The sequence below is a fragment of the Aminobacter sp. DSM 101952 genome (genome assembly GCF_001424795.1).
GTDB classification, from domain to species: domain Bacteria; phylum Pseudomonadota; class Alphaproteobacteria; order Rhizobiales; family Rhizobiaceae; genus Aminobacter; species Aminobacter aganoensis.
In genome coordinates this window covers 62,499-78,514 of sequence record NZ_LMCL01000031.1, presented here as the reverse complement: position 1 = coordinate 78,514, position 16,016 = coordinate 62,499, and the positions used below count along the sequence as shown (strand labels likewise).

21 protein-coding genes are annotated in these 16,016 nt (G+C 65.4%); 7 read left to right on the top strand and 14 right to left on the bottom strand.

Going from position 1 to position 16,016, the window contains the following annotated elements; translation table 11 throughout:
* Window positions 1–10: 10 nt before the first annotated feature.
* The 3 genes from ASC75_RS18880 to cysS form a co-directional block, all read right to left on the bottom strand.
* Complete coding sequence (locus ASC75_RS18880; protein ID WP_055978603.1) at window positions 11–391, bottom strand: VOC family protein; 381 nt, start codon at window positions 389–391, stop codon at window positions 11–13.
* Window positions 388–786, bottom strand: a complete 399-nt coding sequence (locus ASC75_RS18875; protein ID WP_055978601.1) for an endonuclease domain-containing protein — start codon at window positions 784–786, stop codon at window positions 388–390. The genes ASC75_RS18880 and ASC75_RS18875 overlap by 4 nt, the downstream gene beginning before the upstream one ends.
* A 313-nt stretch (window positions 787–1,099) precedes the next feature.
* Entirely contained in the window at window positions 1,100–2,536 is a 1,437-nt protein-coding gene (cysS, locus tag ASC75_RS18870) for a cysteine--tRNA ligase (protein WP_055978599.1), read from the bottom strand.
* 349 nt (window positions 2,537–2,885) lie between these two features.
* On the opposite strand from cysS, the gene ASC75_RS18865 reads away from it, so the two are divergent.
* The gene (locus tag ASC75_RS18865) at window positions 2,886–3,041 is read left to right on the top strand and encodes a hypothetical protein (protein ID WP_055979235.1); all 156 of its coding nucleotides are present in this window, start codon (window positions 2,886–2,888) and stop codon (window positions 3,039–3,041) included.
* On the opposite strand, the gene ASC75_RS18860 is transcribed toward ASC75_RS18865, so the two are convergent.
* Window positions 3,024–3,644 carry a LysE/ArgO family amino acid transporter gene (locus ASC75_RS18860; protein ID WP_055978596.1) on the bottom strand — a complete coding sequence of 207 codons (621 nt, stop codon included), beginning with the start codon at window positions 3,642–3,644 and terminating at the stop codon, window positions 3,024–3,026. The two genes, ASC75_RS18865 and ASC75_RS18860, sit on opposite strands and share 18 nt — an antisense overlap.
* Window positions 3,645–3,664: 20 nt before the next feature.
* Window positions 3,665–4,444, bottom strand: coding sequence for an SOS response-associated peptidase (locus tag ASC75_RS18855; protein ID WP_055978594.1), 780 nt, complete (start codon window positions 4,442–4,444; stop codon window positions 3,665–3,667).
* 116 nt (window positions 4,445–4,560) lie between these two features.
* Between ASC75_RS18855 and ASC75_RS18850 the strand changes: the two genes are divergently transcribed.
* From ASC75_RS18850 to ASC75_RS18835, 4 genes are all read left to right on the top strand, one after another.
* Window positions 4,561–4,983, top strand: a complete 423-nt coding sequence (locus tag ASC75_RS18850; RefSeq protein WP_055979233.1) for an NUDIX domain-containing protein — start codon at window positions 4,561–4,563, stop codon at window positions 4,981–4,983.
* A gap of 58 nt (window positions 4,984–5,041) precedes the next feature.
* Window positions 5,042–5,419, top strand: a complete 378-nt coding sequence (locus ASC75_RS18845) for a TIGR02301 family protein (protein WP_055978593.1) — start codon at window positions 5,042–5,044, stop codon at window positions 5,417–5,419.
* Between the two features lie 133 nt (window positions 5,420–5,552).
* Entirely contained in the window at window positions 5,553–5,810 is a 258-nt protein-coding gene (locus ASC75_RS18840) for a hypothetical protein (protein WP_055978591.1), read from the top strand.
* Between the two features lie 183 nt (window positions 5,811–5,993).
* Entirely contained in the window at window positions 5,994–6,815 is an 822-nt protein-coding gene (locus ASC75_RS18835; RefSeq protein ID WP_055978590.1) for a hypothetical protein, read from the top strand.
* A 276-nt stretch (window positions 6,816–7,091) separates the two neighbouring features.
* Here the strand turns inward: ASC75_RS18835 and ASC75_RS18830 are convergent, their stop codons facing one another.
* Entirely contained in the window at window positions 7,092–8,423 is a 1,332-nt protein-coding gene (locus tag ASC75_RS18830; RefSeq protein WP_055978588.1) for a dihydroorotase, read from the bottom strand.
* A 71-nt stretch (window positions 8,424–8,494) separates the two neighbouring features.
* On the opposite strand from ASC75_RS18830, the gene ASC75_RS18825 reads away from it, so the two are divergent.
* Both ASC75_RS18825 and ASC75_RS18820 read left to right on the top strand, forming a co-directional pair.
* The gene (locus tag ASC75_RS18825; RefSeq protein ID WP_055978585.1) at window positions 8,495–9,349 is read left to right on the top strand and encodes a folate-binding protein YgfZ; all 855 of its coding nucleotides are present in this window, start codon (window positions 8,495–8,497) and stop codon (window positions 9,347–9,349) included.
* Window positions 9,346–9,960 (top strand): HD family hydrolase, encoded by a 615-nt coding sequence (locus tag ASC75_RS18820; RefSeq protein WP_055978584.1) that lies wholly within the window; start codon window positions 9,346–9,348, stop codon window positions 9,958–9,960. Before ASC75_RS18825 ends, ASC75_RS18820 begins: the two co-directional genes overlap by 4 nt.
* On the opposite strand, the gene ASC75_RS18815 is transcribed toward ASC75_RS18820, so the two are convergent.
* The 8 genes from ASC75_RS18815 to ASC75_RS18785 form a co-directional block, all read right to left on the bottom strand.
* Window positions 9,961–10,587 carry a glutathione S-transferase family protein gene (locus ASC75_RS18815; RefSeq protein WP_055978582.1) on the bottom strand — a complete coding sequence of 209 codons (627 nt, stop codon included), beginning with the start codon at window positions 10,585–10,587 and terminating at the stop codon, window positions 9,961–9,963.
* An 84-nt stretch (window positions 10,588–10,671) separates the two neighbouring features.
* Window positions 10,672–11,856 (bottom strand): low temperature requirement protein A, encoded by a 1,185-nt coding sequence (locus ASC75_RS18810; protein ID WP_055978580.1) that lies wholly within the window; start codon window positions 11,854–11,856, stop codon window positions 10,672–10,674.
* A 52-nt stretch (window positions 11,857–11,908) separates the two neighbouring features.
* Window positions 11,909–12,181 (bottom strand): DUF3303 family protein, encoded by a 273-nt coding sequence (locus ASC75_RS18805; RefSeq protein WP_055978577.1) that lies wholly within the window; start codon window positions 12,179–12,181, stop codon window positions 11,909–11,911.
* Window positions 12,182–12,214: 33 nt separating this feature from the next.
* The gene (locus ASC75_RS26160; protein ID WP_244487878.1) at window positions 12,215–12,364 is read right to left on the bottom strand and encodes a hypothetical protein; all 150 of its coding nucleotides are present in this window, start codon (window positions 12,362–12,364) and stop codon (window positions 12,215–12,217) included.
* A gap of 1 nt (window position 12,365) precedes the next feature.
* Complete coding sequence (locus ASC75_RS18800) at window positions 12,366–12,941, bottom strand: SRPBCC family protein (protein WP_055978575.1); 576 nt, start codon at window positions 12,939–12,941, stop codon at window positions 12,366–12,368.
* Window positions 12,938–13,303 (bottom strand): metalloregulator ArsR/SmtB family transcription factor, encoded by a 366-nt coding sequence (locus ASC75_RS18795; RefSeq protein WP_055978573.1) that lies wholly within the window; start codon window positions 13,301–13,303, stop codon window positions 12,938–12,940. Before ASC75_RS18795 ends, ASC75_RS18800 begins: the two co-directional genes overlap by 4 nt.
* Before the next feature lie 60 nt (window positions 13,304–13,363).
* Entirely contained in the window at window positions 13,364–14,824 is a 1,461-nt protein-coding gene (locus tag ASC75_RS18790) for a RimK family protein (protein WP_055978571.1), read from the bottom strand.
* On the bottom strand, window positions 14,821–15,927 hold the full coding sequence (locus ASC75_RS18785; RefSeq protein WP_055978569.1) for a peptidase C39 family protein: 1,107 nt from the start codon (window positions 15,925–15,927) through the stop codon (window positions 14,821–14,823). Before ASC75_RS18785 ends, ASC75_RS18790 begins: the two co-directional genes overlap by 4 nt.
* Window positions 15,928–16,016: the final 89 nt, after the last annotated feature.

Below are 16,016 nucleotides of genomic sequence, written 5' to 3'. Positions count from 1 at the left end.
CTTCAGTCCTTCACGCCGGCGCATGGCACACCGCCTCGATGTTGTTACCGTCGGGATCGAAGACAAAGGCCGCGTAATAGTCGGGATGGTAATGCGGACGAGGCCCCGGCCCGCCATTGTCCCTGCCGCCGGCGGCGATGGCGGCGGCATGAAACGCATGGACCTCGGCGCGGCTGCGCGCCGCGAACGCATAGTGACGGCCAGGGCCGGCCTCCGCCTCGTGCAGCCAGAACACCGGCCGCTCGCGGCCATAGCCGCCGACCTTGACGCCGCCGGTATGCTCGGGCGGCACCATCATCAGCAGCGATGCGCCCAGCGGCGCGAACGCCTTGTCGTAAAAGGCCCTCGCGGTGTCGAAATCCTGAACCGAAATGCCCGTATGGTCGATCATTGCACGAACTCCTCCTTCATGCCGCCGGCCGTTCCGCCGTGGCCGGCCGAGATCACGATATGGTGGCAGACGTTATCGATATCGCGAAGCACGTCGTCGTTCCAGAAGCGGAGGATGGTCCAGCCGCTTGCCTGGAGGTACGTGGACCTCGCCAAATCGTGTTCGGCTTGTTCAGCCTGCGCGTGCTGGCTGCCGTCGACCTCGACGATCAGGTGATGTGACGAGCAGGCAAAGTCGACAATGTACGGCCCGATCGGCACTTGCCGTCGAAGCCCCAGCCCCAGCAGCCTGTGCGCGCGCAACTCGTTCCATAGCTTCAGTTCGGCTTCGGTCATGACATGATGCATGGCCTTGGCATTCTTGCGCTGACGCCGGGGGACGAGGTCGTGGCCCATGCTCAGGTCCCCACCCTGCGCTGCGAGGTCAAAGGCTGTGATCTGTCACACCCCCCTCTGCCCTGCCGGACATCTCGCCCGCAAGGGGGGACATCAACTCTCACGTCGACCTTCGCCAATCGCCGACGTTGCAGAAAAAGCAGCGCGGGCGCCGCCGCCAATCTCCCCCCTTGCGGGGGAGATGTCCGGCAGGACAGAGGGGGGTGATGCCCCGCAGACCTCTCCGTCAAGACGACCGCCCAGCGCCGGAGATGCCCGGCAGGGCAGAGGGGGGCGTGCAGCCCCGCCCTATCCACACCGGACAGCGCCATCATCACCGTTTCACTTCCCACGTCGTCACGCGCTCACCGCTCACCGGATCCTTCCCGTCCTTGAGCTGCACGCCCTGCGCCAGAAGGTCGTCGCGGATGCGGTCCGCCTCGGCCCAGTTCTTGGCGTTGATCAGTTCCAACCGGCGCGCGATGGTTGCTGCCACCTCCGTCTCGTCCACTTCGGCGGCTTCCAGCGTGAAGCCGAGGAACAGCAGCGCCGACTTGAGTTCGGCCGCGGCCTGCGCGTCCGCACCCGCCTCTCCCGCCAGTTGCGACAGCCCCTGGAACGCGCTCGCCGTAGCAAGGTCGTCACTGAGTGCCGCGATCAGCGCAGCCGGCACTTCAGCTTCGGCCGCGCCGGCGCTGTCGGCCGCGCGCTTCCACTTGCGCAGCGTGTTTTCCGCCTCCTCCAGCTTGCGCACGGAAAAGTCGATCGGCTCGCGGTAATGCGTCATCAGCATTGCCAGCCTGAGCACCTCGCCCGGCCATTTGCGGCCACCGAAATTCTCGGTCTCGAGCAACTCGTGGATCGAGTAGAAATTGCCCAGGCTCTTGGACATCTTCTGGCCCTCGACCTGCAGGAAGCCGTTGTGCATCCAGTAATTGGCCATCATTTCGGTGCCGTGGGCGCAGCGCGACTGGGCGATCTCGTTCTCGTGGTGCGGGAAGATCAGGTCGAGCCCGCCGCCATGGATGTCGAAGACGTCGCCGAGATAGGCCGCCGACATCGCCGAGCATTCGATGTGCCAGCCCGGACGGCCGCGCCCCCAGGGGCTAAACCAGCCCGGCTCGTCGGCCGACGATGCCTTCCACAGCACGAAGTCGCCTGGGTTCTTCTTGTGCGCCTCGACCTCGACGCGGGCGCCGGCCTGCTGCTCGTCGAGATTGCGCTTCGACAGTTGGCCGTAGTCCTCCATCGAGCCGGTGTCGAACAGGACTTCGCCTTGCGCTTCATAGGCATGGCCGCGTTCGATGAGGCGTTGAATCAAGGTGATCATGTCGGCGCGGCCGTCGGCGCGCGGCTGGACGAACTCGGTTGCCCGCGGCTCGACCGTCGGCTCAAGGCAGCCGAGCGCCTTGACGTCAGCCTGATACTGGTTGGCCGTCTTTTCGGTGACGCGCCTGATCGCCTCGTTGAGCGGCAATTCGGGGAAGTCGCGCAAGGCACGCGCGTTGATCTTGTCGTCGAGGTCGGTGAGGTTGCGCACATAGGTCACGTGATCCTCGCCGTAGACATGGCGCAGCAGGCGGAACAGCACGTCGAAGACAATCGCGGGCCGCGCATTGCCGATATGGGCGAAGTCGTAGACCGTCGGGCCGCAGACATACATCCGCACGTTTTGCGGATCGATCGGCACGAAGTCCTCCTTCGTGCGCGTCAGCGTATTGGTAAGGCGCAAGCCCTTGAATGCCTCGGACTTCAACGTGAGATCAGACATAACTCTCCCCTGGCCTGCTGGCCCGGGCGTTCAACCTGTCTTTGGTGAAGAAGAGGCGAAAACGTCCTGACCAGCGCGAACGCTAGCCAATAATGCAAATGCCGGAAATGGCGAAAGACGTTTTCATCGGCGGCTTTATCGCCTCGCGGGCCTGTTGCCGTCAAGACGCTGCGTCACGAAACTTTACCGCGCCGACCGGAACGGAAGCAGTACTGAAACAATTTGTTAAATATCCCGGCACTGTAATGAAACATTGCCCGGATAAAAGGCGCCGCATGCCACGAATTCGACCAAATCAGTGAGCATTTGCAGCCGCTCTCAACAGAAGTTGACGCAAGGGAAGAGAACGATGAAACGAAAACAATCCGAACAGGACCGAGCGCGTAGCCAGTACGCCGAACTCACCAAGCACTACCGGGCCATCGGCCCCGCAGCAATCCTGGCCGCGCTGATCTGCGCGCCGAAGAAAGACAAGCAGTCTTCCAAGCTAGGCAAGGCGGCTTAAGAGGCTCAAGCCGATCGCGGCCATCACAAGGCCGATCAGCAGATCGAGCACGCGCCACGCGGACGGCCGGGCAAAGACCGGCTCGAGCAGCCGGGCGCCATAGCCGAGCCCGAAGAACCACACGAACGATGCTGTTGCAGCGCCCAGCCCATAGGCAAGGCGCGCCTGACCTTCATAGGCGGCCGACAGGCCGCCGAGCAGAACCACCGTGTCGAGATAGACATGCGGGTTGAGGAAGGTGAAGGCAAGGCACGCGGCGATCGCCGGCCACAACCTAGCTTCGCCGCTCTTGGCGGCCTTGAGCACCTCGGGCTTCAGGGCCCGGCGGAAGGCGATGGTCGCATAAGCGAACAAAAACAGCGCTCCGCCCACCGTCACGGCCATGATCAGCCGCGGCGATTGGGCGATCAGCGTCCCGAGCCCGGCGACGCCGGCCGCGATCAGCAAGGCGTCTGAGGCCGCACAGATCAGGCTCAGGATGAAGACGTGCTGGCGCAGCAATCCCTGGCGCAAGATGAATGCATTCTGCGCGCCGATCGCGATGATCAGCGACGCACCGAGCAGGAAACCGGAAATGGCGGCGGAAAGGACTGGCGTGGACACGCCGACTTTCTAGCGTCCGATCAAAACAGTTTCATCTGGTCGTCGTCGCTGGACTTACGCTTTTCCACTTTTGGCTTTGCCGCCTTCTCCGGTGCCGCTTCCGGCAGCCGCTCGACGCGGTCCTGGATCTCGGGGCCGACATTGGCCACCTTGTTGACCATCTCGGAGACCGGGATCTGCTCGAAAAAGTTTGGCTGCGCCGGCCGCATCAGTTCTGCGACGTCGCGCGGCTCCTGGGTGCGGCAGTCGAGCCAGCGGGCAAAATCTTCCGGCTGGATCACCACCGGCATGCGGTCGTGGATGTGCAGGATGTCGGCGCTGGCGCCGGTGGTCAGGATCGCCGCCGTGTCAATCTCCGAGCCGCCCGGCTCGCTCCAGGTTTCCATCAGACCGGCAAGCGCCACCAGCCCGCCCTTGCGCGGCCTCAGCCAATAGGGCTGGCGGCGGTTGCCCGGCAGCTTCTTCCATTCATAGAAACCAGATACCGGGATCAGCGCCCGCCGGTGGCGCATCGCGGTCTTGAACGACGCCTTGTCGATTGCCGATTCGGAACGCGCGTTGAACAGCAGCGGCATGTCGGCGGGGTTCTTGGTCCAGGCCGGAATCAGCCCCCACCGCGCCAGCATCGCCATGCGGTCGGGCAGGTTCGAGCCCGGCGGGCGCTGCGGCCCGGCCATCACCACCAGGATCGGCTGCGTCGGCGCCACGTTGTAGCGCGGCGGAAAGCTCTCGAGCTCGCCGACCCCGACAAAGGCCGCCGTCTCCTCGGGCGAGGCTATCACTGCTATTCGTCCGCACATCGGCACATGTCCCGCTTCACCGCCTGAAAGTGGCGATGGATCGCACGCGCCGCAACCGTTAAAGCGGATATGGCAGGCTGTTCCACAATGGAACGCCTCGCCCGGGGCAAATGTTGATGACCGAAGCGAAAATTGTCCCTGCCGTCTCGGTCGCCGTGCTGCGCGACCGCTCGATCATGCTGGTGCGGCGCGGCCGCGCGCCGTCGAAGGGGCTGTACGCCTTCCCCGGCGGGCGTGTCGAACAGGACGAAACGCTTGAGGCCGCCGCCCGTCGCGAACTGATGGAAGAGACAGGCATAGAGGTCGGCACGCTTGTTGCCCTGCGCAAAATCCTGATCGACAGCCGCGACGACGGCGGCGCGGTCTACCTGCTCACGGTGTTCGGCGCGCGCCATGCGGGTGGCCAACCGGTCGCCGCCGATGACGCCGACGAAGCCGCCTTCTTCGACCTCGCCGAGATCGAGCGCCTGCCTCTGACCGATTCGACACTGGAGATCGTGCTCGAACTGCTCGACGGCACCGTCACCCTACTCGCATAGCGTTGGATAGCCGCGCCGCCGGCCTTGCGGCAGACAAATTGTTTCGCCACAAAAGCTTATGAGCCGCGCCTCGACCATGCTGATTGCCATGACGCTTGCCGCAAGTACCGTGCTTGCCGCCCCGGCGCGGGCCGTCGACGCACCGTTCGAACCGGGCCTCCTCAGGCTTGCCGAGGTTCTGGGCTCGCTGCATTTCCTGCGCAATCTCTGCGGCGAGAAGGGCACCCAATGGCGCGGCGAGATGGAAAAGCTGCTGCAGGCCGAAAACCCCTCGCCCGACCGCCGCGCCCGCTTCATCGCGTCCTTCAACCGCGGCTACCGGTCGTTCGACGGCACCTACACCGCCTGCACGCCATCGGCGACCGAAGCCATCGGCCGCTACATGAAGGAAGGCGAAGCGCTCAGCCGCGACATCGCCTCCCGCTACGGTAATTAACAGGCTATTTACTTTCCCGGCATTGCCTGCCGTACACGGACGGGCGATTGTGCTAGGTGTCTTAACGGGACATTAAAGGGATAGCTCAAGTTGATCCGAATCAACGGGTCGCTTGGCAGGGTGAAAGACCGAAATGGAACAAAGCGTAAGCGACATCGACGCCCTGGTCCGGGAAGAAAAGCGCCTGACCGCCGTCGAGAGCCACAACGAGGCATGGGCCGAGGGCCTCTCCGCCGGCATCGAGCCCGAGATCATCGCCGAAGCCGCCCTTGCCACCGCTTTCGCCGAGATCGTGGCCGCCAATGGCGAGCGCGCGGCGCTGGCCATGCTCGATCGCATGCGCGCCAAGGTCGAGGCCGGCGAGTTCGAGCCGCTGCGCCTGCGGCATTGAGCGCTCTCCCGGTTCTTTGACTAGCCGACACGGTTTCGGCATCATGCCGGCACATCACTGGCATCGGCCTGCGAACCGAATCGTTTTTCGGCGCGCACGATGCGCAGGTTTTGCAGTTTAGGGGCGCCAATCGGGTATCCGGATCGGATGCGCGGCGCCCGGGAAGACCGGAGCGTAGTTCTGATGCGGCCAAAGACTGAAATTGCGGCCCGCGGCGCATTGCGCATCGCGGCTTTCGGCCTTGCCGCTTCGTTTGCCTTTTCTCTGACCGCCGCCACCAGCGCGCTCGCGCTGAGCGAAATCAAGCGCGAAGAGATTCCGGCCCCCGCCACCCCGTCCACTCCGACGACGGATGGAGAGGCCGCGCCCGAGAATTCGGTGCCGATCCCCGACCCGATCCAGACACCCCCGGCCGCCAATGCACCTGCCGGCACCGAGGAGGCGCCCGAGGATCAACCTGCCGAGCCGCAGGACGGCACGCCCACGGAGCCTGACGCGACGGGGCCTGCCACGCCGCATCTCGATCCCGACGGCCCCCTGCCCGAGATCGTCTACGACCTCAGCCGACTGCCCGAGCCGGTGGCCCGCATGCGCAACCTGCTCGTCGAGGCGGCCAAGACCGGCGACATCGAAAAGCTCCGGCCGCTGATCGGTCAGGGCGATGCCATGCCGCAACTGTCGTTCGGCGAGATCGAGGGCGACCCGATCGCCTTCATCAAGAGCCTGTCCGGCGACGGCGAAGGCCAGGAACTGCTGGCGATCATGGAAGAAGTGCTGAACGCCGGCTACGTGCATCTCGGCGAAGGCACCGACGAGGATCTCTATGTCTGGCCCTACTTCTTCGGCATCCCGCTCGACAAGCTCGACGCGCGCCAGAAGGTCGAACTGTTCAAGATCGTGACGGCCGGCGATTACGAGGACATGAAGCAGTACGGCACTTACGTGTTCTACCGCCTCGGGATCACGCCGGACGGCCGCTGGGCGTTCTTCGTCGCCGGGGATTGAACTTTTTTCCTTCTCCCCACCCGCAGGAGAAGGTGGCCCCGGAGCATCTCTGTCTCGGTACAGACGCTCCCGTAGCCCTCATGGTGAGCTGTCGAACCACGAGGGCCCTGGGCAAATGCCGGCCTTCTCGTGGCGGTCTCAGCGTGCGCGACGGACTCCAGACAGTCAGCCCTCTGGATCAGAGTAATTGCGCGGACCACCGCCAGGCGCTTTCGTGGTTCGACAGGCTCACCATGAGGGCTACTTGGGCGTTGCCGCCGAACGTTCGTGGCGCGCCTACCGCACCACCGCTTCCGAAAACTCCACCGCCCTGCCCTGCGACGGCGTGGTGATCTCGGCTTCCCACATCACCCGGATGCCGCGGACGATGGTGCCGACCGGCCAGCCGGTGACCTTCTTGCCGTCATAGGGCGTCCAGCCGGCCTTGGAGCCGGCCTGGGCGTTGGTGATGGTCTCGGTGCGCTTCAGGTCGACGACGGTGAAATCGGCGTCGTAGCCGGCGGCGATGCGGCCCTTGCGGGCCATGCCGAAAATGCGGTTCGGGCCGTGGCTCGCAAGGTCGACGAAGCGCTCCAGCGTCAGCCGGCCGGCATTCACGTGGTCGAGCATGATCGGCACCAGCGTCTGCACGCCGGTCATGCCCGAAGGCGAAGCCGGATAGGGTTTTGCCTTTTCGGCCAGCGTGTGCGGCGCGTGGTCGGAGCCCAGCACGTCGACGACGCCCTGTGAAATGCCGTGCCAGATGCCATCGCGGTGGCGCGCGGAGCGCACCGGCGGGTTCATCTGCAACAGCGTGCCGAGCCGGGCATAGTCGTCCGAGCTCATCGTCAGATGATGCGGCGTCGCCTCGCAGGTGGCGACGTCCTTGTGGTGCTCGAGGAAGGCGATCTCCTCCGCCGTCGAGATGTGCAGCACGTGGATGCGGGCGCGCTCCTGCCGGGCGATACGCACCAGGCGCTCGGTGCACTGCAGCGCGGCGATCTCGTCGCGCCAGACCGGATGCGAGGATGGGTCGTTGTCGACGCGCAGGCCCTGGCGCTCGCGCAGGCGGAACTCGTCTTCGGAGTGGAAGGCAGCACGACGGCGGGTGTTGCGCAGGATCGAGGCAACGCCCTCGTCGTCCTCGACCAGGAGGTCACCGGTGGACGAGCCCATGAACACCTTGATGCCGGCCGCACCCGGCAGGCGTTCCAGTTCTGCCACGTCCTTCGCGTTTTCGCGCGTGCCGCCGACCCAGAAGGCGAAGTCGCAGTGCATGCGCGCCGTGGCGCGGCTGACCTTGTCGGCCAGCGCGGCTTCGCTCGTCGTCAGCGGGTTGGTGTTGGGCATCTCGAAGACTGCGGTGACACCGCCTAGCACGGCTGCGCGCGAACCGCTTTCCAGGTCTTCCTTGTGCTCCAGCCCCGGCTCGCGGAAATGGACCTGGCTGTCGACCACGCCCGGCAGGATGTGCAGCCCATGGCAGTCGATGGTTTCGCCGGCCGATGCGCTGCCGAGATCGCCGATGGCGGCGATCCGGCCATTGGTGACGCCGACGTCGCGGACGCTGATGCCGTCATGATTGACGACCGTGCCGCCCTTGAGGATGAGATCGAAGGTGGTAGCCATGTCGCGCGTGCCCTTGTCTGGGAATTGCCTGCGGCTTACGTAATGGCTCTCCGAAATGCAAGATCAGGTCCATGCCGACAGCCATCCTCGCAGACCGCGCCATCATTGATGTTTCCGGCCCCGATGCCGAGCATTTCCTGCAAAACATCCTGACGCTCGACCTGGATGCGCTGGGTCAGCGTGAAGCCAGGCCCGGCGCGCTGCTCGCCCCGCAGGGCAAGATCATGTTCGATTTCCTGGTCTCGCGCAGCGGCGAGGATGCGCTCAGGCTCGAATGTCGCGCCGACATCGCTGACGATTTCGTCCGCCGCCTGACGCTCTACCGGCTCCGCGCCAAGGCTGACATTGCCAAGCAGGATCAACCGCTTGTCGCCGTCTCGTGGCAAGATGATTCAGCTGCCTCGCAATCCGATTCAACTGTCCGCGACAGCCGTTTCCAAGCCCCGGTCTTCCGCCACTACGGCGCAGTGCTCGAAGCCGGCGCCACCGAAGCCGACTGGCACGCATACCGCATCGCCAGCGGTGTTGCCGAGAGCGGCCCCGACTACGCGCTGGCGGACGCCTTCCCGCACGACGTGCTGCTCGACCAGATGGGCGGCATAGGCTTCAAGAAAGGCTGTTTCATCGGCCAGGAGGTCGTGTCGCGCATGCAGCATCGCGGCACCGCCCGCCGCCGCGTGCTTCTGGTCTCGGCCGATTCCGCCCTTCCCGCGCCCGGCACCGAGCTTAGCTCGGGCGGCAAGCTGGTCGGCACCCTCGGCTCGGTCTCGGGCAGGCACGGCCTGGCCATCGTCCGCATCGACCGGGTCAAGGCGGCGCTCGACGCGGGCGTCGAAATCACCGCCGGCGACGTCGCGGTGGCACCTGCCATTCCCGGCTGGGCCAGCTTCACCTATCCGGAAGCCGCCGGCGCGGAAGACGCCTGATGGCCGACCGTCCCGGCGCCCCGCCGCGTGCCTGGCAGCGCATGTTGTCGGGCCGCCGCCTCGACCTGCTCGACCCCTCGCCGCTCGACGTCGAGATATCGGACATCGCCCACGGCCTCGCCCGCGTTGCGCGCTGGAACGGCCAGACCTCCGGCGATCACGCTTTTTCGGTGGCGCAGCATTCCTTGCTGGTCGAAGAGATCTTCCGCCGGATCGTGCCGGCCGCCTCGCCGGATGCACAACTCGCCGCCCTGCTGCACGACGCGCCGGAATATGTCATCGGCGACATGATCTCGCCGTTCAAGTCGGTGGTCGGCGGCGGCTACAAGGCGTGCGAGGAGCGGCTGCAGCACGCCATCCACGTGCGCTTCGGCCTGCCGGCCGAGATCGGCGCGGGCCTGAAGAAGGACATCAAGCGCGCCGACCAGATTGCGGCCTATTTCGAGGCAACGGTGCTGGCCGGCTTTGCGACGGCAGAAGCGACCGAGTTCTTCGGCCGTCCGCGCGGCGTCACCGTCGACGGGCTCGACCTCGGCCCGCAGCCGGCCAAACGCGTGCAGGAGACCTTCCTCGCCCGCTTCGCGGCGATCGAAAAGCTGCGCTCGAACTGATCAAGCCGGCGGGATGAATTCCTGGCTGATCTCCTGGAACACCGGCATGGCCTCCAGCCCGGCAGACAGGGCCGCGAGTGCCGGAAAGTCGGTCATCGACACCAGGCCGGCATGGGCGTCGTTGATGAAGCGCAGCACACAGGCGACGCCGATGTCGGCATGGCCGATGCGGTCGCCGAACCAATAGTCGCTGTCCCTGCCGGCGCGATCGGCCTCCAGAACGCCCAGCACGTCGGTGATCTGCGTGCGGCAACGCTCCACCCAGACGGTCGACACCTCCTTGTGCAGCCGTCGCTCGTAGAACAGGCTCACCGCCTTGTCGCCCAGGCCCATCGCCAGCGCCGAAACCTTCAGCGCCTGATGGCGCGCCGGTTCGGCAATCGGGAACATCGCCAGTCCGCCCGGCGCCAGGCTGTCGAGATAGTCCAAAATAGCATGGCTCTCGATCAGCACCTCGCCATTGTCGAGCACCAGCGTCGGCACCCGTGTCAGCGGGTTGTAGCGCCGGAGCTTGTCGGCGTCGCCAAACGCCGACCACGGCTCGTGGGTGAACGGAACGCCATAGAGCCGCAGCGCTATGCCGACGCGGCGGACGAAGGGGCTGTCATACTGGCCGATGAGGATCATTGTGCGTCCCGGAGCGAAACCTGTTGCGCGATACTACACGAGGTGGTGTCCCGATCCAGAAGTACGGCTCCGGCTTTTCATCCCTCAGTGCCCGTGGTGCCTGGCCGGCTGCCCCCGGAGTTCGAGCACCGCCACCAGCACCATCACCGCCGTGGTGGCTGCCCCGATCGCCAGCGGCGACAGGTGGCCGGCGAATGGCACCATGGCTCCGAGGATGGCGAGGCCGACGACATGCGACAGCGGCGCCCGGCCGACGACGTAGAACTTGAACAGCAGATTGCCGGCGAGATAGAGCGCCGAGCCGCCGATCGCGGTCCATATCAGGGCCGGCTCGGCATGGCCGAGCGGATGGGCGAGCACCAGTTCGTCCGATACCGCCACCACGATGATGCCGGCCACCAGCACCACCGGGATGTAGGTATAGGCGATGCGGGCGATCCGCCCGGTGTCGGCGGCCTCGGCTATCTTGTGGTGGGCGAGCTCCTGGCCGACGTTGAAATAGACCAGCCACATCGCCACCGAGGCGAAGAAGGTGGTCAGGAACGCCGCCAGATTGACCCAGGTCCATTCCAGCTCGGCAAAGGTCGCGCCCGAGACGAGGATCGACTCGCCGAGCGCGATGATGATGAACAGCGCCGAGCGCTCGGCCATGTGGCCGCCTTCGACGTCCCAGTCGGCTGTCGAGGACGCGCCGTGCCAGGGTGTCCAAAAGCCCAGCGCCGGCGACACCAGTTCGATCAGCAGGGCTACCGCCCACAGCGCGAAGCGGTTTTCGGGCGCGGCCAGGCCGCCGGCGATCCAGAACACGCCCGACAGCGCCAGCCACAGGCCGATACGCACGAAGTTGCGGTAGTTGTCGGGGTTATGGTTCCTGAGCGCCCACATCATGAACAGCGTGCGGCCGACCTGCATGCCGACATAGGCGAGTGCGAACTGCAGGCCGCGCCCCTCGAACGCCTCGGGGATCGAGGTCGACAGCATCAGCCCGACCAGCATCAGCGCAAACAGCATGCCGCGCACCGGCGCCTTGCCGGGGTCGATCCAGTTGGTCACCCAGGCGGTGTAGTTCCACACCCACCAGACGGCGACCAGCATCAGCAGGCTTTCCAGTGCGCCGTCGAAACTCAGGTCCTTCAGCAGGAAGTGCGAGAGCTGGGTGACGGCGAAGACGAAGACGAGGTCGAAGAACAGCTCGACGAACTCGACCCTGGCGCTTTCGCCGGGACGCCGCTTGCGCTGGTAGTCGTGGACCGCACCCTTGATCGCCATGCCTGCCCCTCGATATTCGGTCCCGTTGCTAAGTCCGACGGACACACCCCGATCAGAGATGCGGGGCGAGCCCCGCCGCCGTATCCTTGCTGGTCGCCACCGGCACGATCTCGAAACCGACGAGGTCGGCCCATTCGACGACCCAGCGCTGGAGCAGCGTCACGTCGTCGGCTTCCACCAGCATGAAACAGCGGCTCATGTCGGCCGCGATCCAGCTGTGGTGGACGATGAAACCTTCGGGCGCCAGCCGGCCCTCGTCGCGGAAGCGGCGATAGATCGCCTTCGGGTCACGTCCGCGAAAATCCTCGATGACAAAGAACTGCATGTCGTCCGTGCCCCCGTTCTCACCCGGAGAAGATCAGGGGGCACGGGAATTGGCAAGGTGGTCAGTCGACGTGCGCCCGGCCAGGAAGACGCGCGCGCCGTCGCGGGCGAACGCGGTGGCGACCGCGCCTCCGATCGCGCCGCCGCCGCCATAGACGATGGCCGTCCTGTTTTCGAGCAGCATCTCATCCTCCCCTGGCAACTGCCTGCTCGGCATCGATGCGCCGGCCGTATTCGGCCACGAGCCGTGTGTGCGTCCTCCAGAACCCGTCGGGCTCGCTCCCCTCCAGCCGCGCCGCCAGTATGTCGAGATGCGTATGCCAACCCGCCGCGACGTTCAGCAGGGCGCCATCTTCGGCGAGACGGCGGTGGGTGACAGTCACCAGCACCTTGCCGTTGCGCGGTTCCAGTTCGAAGCGCACTTCCGAGCTTTCGCCCGGTGCGCCTCCCCAGCTGTAGGCGAGCAGACGCGGCGGCTCGCAGGCGATGATCTCGCCGGCCACCCGATGCTCGGCAAAGCCGGCCATGTGCGCCGGCGGCGGGTCGTCGTTGCGGGTCAGCTCGGAATTGCGGAACACATTCTCGACCTGGCCGCCGGGCCTGAGGTCCATCGGCCCTCCGGCGAGCCACTGCCGGCGCTTGTCCGACTGGGTCAGGTAGTCCCACAGCCGCTCGACCGGGCCGGGCAGCAGGCGCTCGATGCGCACCGTGCCGGGTTCCGTGACGACGCCATAGGAATTTTGCAGAGCTTGCATGGTCATGGCTTTGCTTCCTTTCGATTGTTCTCGGCGGCGCGGTCCTCCGCCTCCAGAATGGCCTCGAGCGTGTCGAGCTGCCGGCTCCAGAATTTCTCGTAGTGGCGCATCCACTCCACGCCGGCATGCATCGGCATGGCGTCGAGGCTGCAGACATGGGTGCGGCCCTGCACGCTGCGTTTCACCAGCCCCGCCTTTTCCAGCACCTTGATGTGCTTCGACGCCGCGGCCAGCGACATGTCGAACGGCGCGGCGAGGTCGCCGACATTGCACGGTCCCCTCGCCAGCCCGGCGAGCATCGCCCTGCGGGTCGGGTCGGACAGCGCGTGAAAGATGGCGTCGAGCGTTTCTGTATCTTGTTCAACCATAAGGTTGAACGTAGGCCTACAAACCCGGATAGTCAACCATTCGGTATAATGTTTTCAGACCTACTTGCCGTTGCGCTCCAGCCGGTCGAGGAACCACTGGGTCAGGCGCACCCAGATCTCGTCCTTCTCGCCGGAATCCTCGACACCGTGGTCGAGGTTGGGATTGTCGTTGACCTCGATGACGAACACGCCATCCCTGGTCTCCTTAAGGTCGACGCCGTAGAGCCCGTCGCCGATGCAGCGCGCGGCGCGCACGGCGGTGTCGATGACATGGCTTGGTGCATGCTTCAGCGTAAACGTCTTGATGCCGCCCTCGACCGGCTTGCCCTTGCCGTCGTGGTTGACGATCTGCCAGTGCTTCTTGGCCATCAGATAGTGGATCGCAAACAGCGGCTGGCCGCCGAGCACGCCGACGCGCCAGTCATATTGCGTCGGCATGAACTTCTGGGCGATCAGCAGGTCGGAATCCTCGAGCCACGCGGTCGCCAGCGCCTTCAGCTCGTCGAAGTTCGACGCCTTCTTGACGCCCCGCGAAAAAGAGCTGTCGGGGATCTTCAGCACCAGCGGAAAACCCAGCGTATCGGCCGCCAGCTGCAGGTCCGACAGGCCGGAGATCATCACCGTCGGCGGCACCTGCACGTTGTTGTAGGCCATCAATTCGTTGAGATAGACCTTGTTGGTGCAGCGGATCATCGACAGCGGGTCGTCGATGACCGGCATGCCCTCCTGCTGGGCGCGCCGGGCGAAGCGGTAGGTATGGTTGGAGATCGACGTCGTCTCGCGGATGAACAGCGCGTCATAGTTGGCGAGCTTGGCAAGGTCCTTCCTGGTGATCGGCTCGACCTCGACGCCCATCTTTTCGGCGATGCGGGCCCAGTGGCGCAGCGAGGAGATCGCCGATGGCGGCAGCTGCTCGTGCGGATCTATCAGCGTGGCAAAGGTGTAGCGCGACGGCGTGCGGGCCTTGGTGTCGCGCCATTCGCGGCTGGTGTAGGTGTCGAGCGCTGCAACGAAGCGCTTCCTGTCGGCATCGTCGAGCCGCCCGAGCGCGGCAAAGCCGATCTTGTGGATCGACGCCCATTCGCCGTCCTTGATCGCCACTTCCAGCGCTGGCGCGCGGAACCAGTCGAACAAAAGCCTGGCGAAGCGGTCCCAGGCCTTGGCCGGGCCGATGCCGAAGAAGATCGTCACCTTGGCCGGAAAGCTGCCGCCCAGATCCTTGCGGCACTTGTTCAGCGCCAGTTCCAGCTCCGGCAGGGCGTTTTCGTAGAGCTTGCGCTCCGACAGGTCGATCATCGTCTCGACGGTCGGAATCACCTTGTGGCCGCGCGAACTCGCCAGCAGCGAAGCGTAGTAGCCACGGCTCTGGTAGCTGTAGCGGTTGGACAGGTTGATGACCTTCGGCCGCTGCCCGCGAAACAGCGAGGGGTGGGCGAGATAGTCCCGGTTGGTGATGATCTTGTGCGGCGTCGCCGTCTGGTCGAGATCGCTTTGGCGGCCGGTGAGTATGACCCAGGTCATCGTTTCCCAAGCTTTCCGAGGATGATCGCGGCGCGCAGGCCATCTCGGCCGAACTGCGCCATGCGCATGAAGATGTCGTAGGGGACGGGTATGTTGGCGGCATCCGATGCCGTTTCGCGCTGTTCGTCCTCGATCCAGGGGTCATGGATCAGGATGTGGCCGCCATCGTCGCCGATGGCCAGCACCCAGTGCGGCACCTTCTTGCCGAACATGATGAAGCCCGAGATCAGCACCAGCACCAGCTTGCCTTCGGCAAGCCGCGCCCTGATGTCGTCGATGCCGAACGGGCGATAGGTCACGGGAATTGCGTATCTTTCGGCGCGATCGCGGAAATCGGCCTGGGCCAGTTCCATCACGCGGCGCTTTTCGGCGGTGCGCACCGATTGCAGGAACAGCACGCCCTCCGCCGAGACGAAGATCTCGGTGCCGAGTCCGGCCTCGTGCGCGGCGACCGCCAGCCCGAACGGCTCGCAGCCGCCGGGCCCGGACATCATGAAGATCGTCGTCGCCTCGCGCCACAGCCGGATTTCCATGACCGGGTCGGGCACGAAGCTGCGGTCGAAATTGGCCATCGCCATCATCAGGCAGCACGGCCCGCATGTGAAGTCGCAGGTCTGGGCGTAGAACGGCACCTTGGTGGTGATCGGCACGTCGCCGCGCAGCGTCTTTTCGAAGCGAAGCGCGGCCATGCCGTCTTCATAATAGTCGGGCTCGTGGCCGATCCTGCGATAGCCGCCCTGCTCGTAGAGCCTGATCGCGCGCGCATTGTCCTCGCGCACCTCGAGCCGCATCATCATCCGGCCGTGCTCGTAGGCGACATGCTCGGCGGCCTCGAGCAGGTTGCGGCCGGTGCCCTTGCCACCGAAATCGGGGCCGATGGCAAAAGAATAGAGCCGCGCCACGCCGCTGCCCTTGCGGAACAGCACCATGGCGTAGCCGGCGACACGGCCGCCGACCTCGGCGACGAGTGCCTCGGCGGTCTCGTGATCGATCAACTGACGAAAGGAACGGCGGGAAATCCGGTCGCCGTCAAAGACGGCGTTCTCGATGGCGACGAGCGCATCGACATCTTCTGCGCGGGCCGTACGGATGTCGGCAGCCATGCGGTTTCGAGAACCTCGATTGGGCGGAGAAATGCCCGGAAGGATATGCCCCTGCGAAGCACCGATGCGCTCGCATTGCCAGCGCAGTC

What these genes read in the sequence shown, in the direction of transcription:
- ASC75_RS18880 (WP_055978603.1), bottom strand. Translation starts at nt 391, where the DNA reads ATGATCGACCATACGGGCATTTCGGTTCAGGATTTCGACACCGCGAGG.
- ASC75_RS18875 (WP_055978601.1), bottom strand. Translation starts at nt 786, where the DNA reads ATGGGCCACGACCTCGTCCCCCGGCGTCAGCGCAAGAATGCCAAGGCC.
- cysS (WP_055978599.1), bottom strand. Translation starts at nt 2,536, where the DNA reads ATGTCTGATCTCACGTTGAAGTCCGAGGCATTCAAGGGCTTGCGCCTT.
- ASC75_RS18865 (WP_055979235.1), top strand. Translation starts at nt 2,886, where the DNA reads ATGAAACGAAAACAATCCGAACAGGACCGAGCGCGTAGCCAGTACGCC.
- ASC75_RS18855 (WP_055978594.1), bottom strand. Translation starts at nt 4,444, where the DNA reads ATGTGCGGACGAATAGCAGTGATAGCCTCGCCCGAGGAGACGGCGGCC.
- ASC75_RS18850 (WP_055979233.1), top strand. Translation starts at nt 4,561, where the DNA reads ATGACCGAAGCGAAAATTGTCCCTGCCGTCTCGGTCGCCGTGCTGCGC.
- ASC75_RS18845 (WP_055978593.1), top strand. Translation starts at nt 5,042, where the DNA reads ATGAGCCGCGCCTCGACCATGCTGATTGCCATGACGCTTGCCGCAAGT.
- ASC75_RS18840 (WP_055978591.1), top strand. Translation starts at nt 5,553, where the DNA reads ATGGAACAAAGCGTAAGCGACATCGACGCCCTGGTCCGGGAAGAAAAG.
- ASC75_RS18835 (WP_055978590.1), top strand. Translation starts at nt 5,994, where the DNA reads ATGCGGCCAAAGACTGAAATTGCGGCCCGCGGCGCATTGCGCATCGCG.
- ASC75_RS18830 (WP_055978588.1), bottom strand. Translation starts at nt 8,423, where the DNA reads ATGGCTACCACCTTCGATCTCATCCTCAAGGGCGGCACGGTCGTCAAT.
- ASC75_RS18825 (WP_055978585.1), top strand. Translation starts at nt 8,495, where the DNA reads ATGCCGACAGCCATCCTCGCAGACCGCGCCATCATTGATGTTTCCGGC.
- ASC75_RS18815 (WP_055978582.1), bottom strand. Translation starts at nt 10,587, where the DNA reads ATGATCCTCATCGGCCAGTATGACAGCCCCTTCGTCCGCCGCGTCGGC.
- ASC75_RS18810 (WP_055978580.1), bottom strand. Translation starts at nt 11,856, where the DNA reads ATGGCGATCAAGGGTGCGGTCCACGACTACCAGCGCAAGCGGCGTCCC.
- ASC75_RS18805 (WP_055978577.1), bottom strand. Translation starts at nt 12,181, where the DNA reads ATGCAGTTCTTTGTCATCGAGGATTTTCGCGGACGTGACCCGAAGGCG.
- ASC75_RS26160 (WP_244487878.1), bottom strand. Translation starts at nt 12,364, where the DNA reads ATGCTGCTCGAAAACAGGACGGCCATCGTCTATGGCGGCGGCGGCGCG.
- ASC75_RS18800 (WP_055978575.1), bottom strand. Translation starts at nt 12,941, where the DNA reads ATGACCATGCAAGCTCTGCAAAATTCCTATGGCGTCGTCACGGAACCC.
- ASC75_RS18795 (WP_055978573.1), bottom strand. Translation starts at nt 13,303, where the DNA reads ATGGTTGAACAAGATACAGAAACGCTCGACGCCATCTTTCACGCGCTG.
- ASC75_RS18790 (WP_055978571.1), bottom strand. Translation starts at nt 14,824, where the DNA reads ATGACCTGGGTCATACTCACCGGCCGCCAAAGCGATCTCGACCAGACG.
- ASC75_RS18785 (WP_055978569.1), bottom strand. Translation starts at nt 15,927, where the DNA reads ATGGCTGCCGACATCCGTACGGCCCGCGCAGAAGATGTCGATGCGCTC.